The following is a 1,589-nucleotide window of genomic DNA, read 5'->3' on the forward strand; positions in this document are numbered from 1 at the left end:
TTGGAGTTTAGACTAAACGGTGCTTCACGCACCCAAGCCGCTCAATCATGTAAGACAGACAAATGAGCTGCGTTGAGTGCGAATTCCGTTTCCTTGGTTCGTCTCCCGTTTGACGGGCAGGGTAAAATAGCTTGCCAAAAAAACTGCCTGCGATTGATTCAACAGGCAGCACCTTGACAGAAAATTGAGAATTCACCAAAAAATCTCAAATCTGCCTGCAATGAATTTTCAACAATTACAGCTATTTCGTCAACAAGCTTATCAATGCCTTGGTCTTGCCAAGGATGCCACCTTTGAACTAGCAGATGCAGCGATGACGACGCGCCACGTTTCATGTTTAGCAGATGTGGCTCTCAATCCCTTATTTCGGCGTCAGTGGTCAAGTATTTATGAAGCGCTACAAGATTGTAGACCAGACCCAGAACAATTGATGCAACTATACATCAAACAGATGTCACAAGTGGAACGCCCGGTATTAGCTATAGACCATACAGCATGGTTGAGACCCCATGCAGCTACCCTCAAAGAGCGCACCTATGAACATCAACCCAATGCCTCGCCTCACGGCGTACCTGTTGGTATCGGTCAAGGATATAGTACGATTGCCTGGATACCTTCATCTCAAGAAAGTTGGGCGCTGCCGTTGCGACATGAACGTATTACCAGTTGGGAAAATCCGATAGGTAAAGGCGCTCAACAACTAGGACAAGTATGTCAATCCCTTGAGCATCGACCACTAGCCCTGTTCGATAGTGAATATGGGTGTGCGACTTTGTTAGAAGCAACCGCAACCATTGATGCTGATAAACTGATGCGCATTCGTTCCAATCGTTGCTTGTGGTCAGCACCTCCACCTTATACTGGTAAAGGACGACCAAAAACTCACGGGGACAAATTTAAACTTAACGACCCTAAAAGTTGGTGGAAACCAGAACAAACTTTCTTAACCCAGGAACTCAAAAGGGGTCGAATCAGGCTAAGACAATGGGATAAGTTGCATTTTCGAGCCACTGCCCAATATCCGATGAGCCTGATTTTAGTAGAACGCTTAGAAGCTGAAACAGACCAATTAAAAACTCAACCTTTGTGGTTAGTTTGGGTCGGTTGCCAAATGCCACCTCTGAATGAAATTTGGCAACAATATCTACGTCGCGAAAGCGATTGAGCATTGGTATCGCTTAGCTAAGCAAACCTTGCATTGGACAATTCCACAGTTAAGTACCCCGCTCGCAGTGTCAACGGTGGAGCGATTTGATGCCATTGCTCACCTGGCAATTATGGCTAGCGAAAGATTTGGTTAGAGAAACTTGCTTACCTTGGCAAAAACCGCTCTCTCAATTGACGCCGGGAAGGGTCGCACAATCAATGCTTCCACTTTTAATCAAGATTGGGACTCCGGCTGTTGCCCCCAAACCGCGAGGAAAGTCGGCCGGATGGCCTACCGGAAAACCTCGGACTCGAAGATGTCGGTATCCTGTGGTTAAAAAGGGTAAAGGTCAGTTCCAAAATTCATCAAAATTCACAAGTTAACCTCTCCATCTCTCTGCGATCAACCATCTGATCAACCATTTTTTCCCCTCAGCATTAGC

Annotated in this window: 1 protein-coding gene; it reads left to right on the plus strand. The window is 46.1% G+C overall.

What is annotated here, in order from left to right; all coding sequences use genetic code 11:
- The first annotated feature begins 220 nt into the window (after positions 1–220).
- Positions 221–1,165 carry a transposase gene (locus QUA54_RS34150; protein ID WP_333419456.1) on the plus strand — a complete coding sequence of 315 codons (945 nt, stop codon included), beginning with the start codon at positions 221–223 and terminating at the stop codon, positions 1,163–1,165.
- The last annotated feature ends 424 nt before the right edge of the window (positions 1,166–1,589 follow it).

It is taken from the genome of Microcoleus sp. MOSTC5 (assembly GCF_036701825.1).
GTDB lineage: Bacteria > Cyanobacteriota > Cyanobacteriia > Cyanobacteriales > Microcoleaceae > Microcoleus > Microcoleus asticus.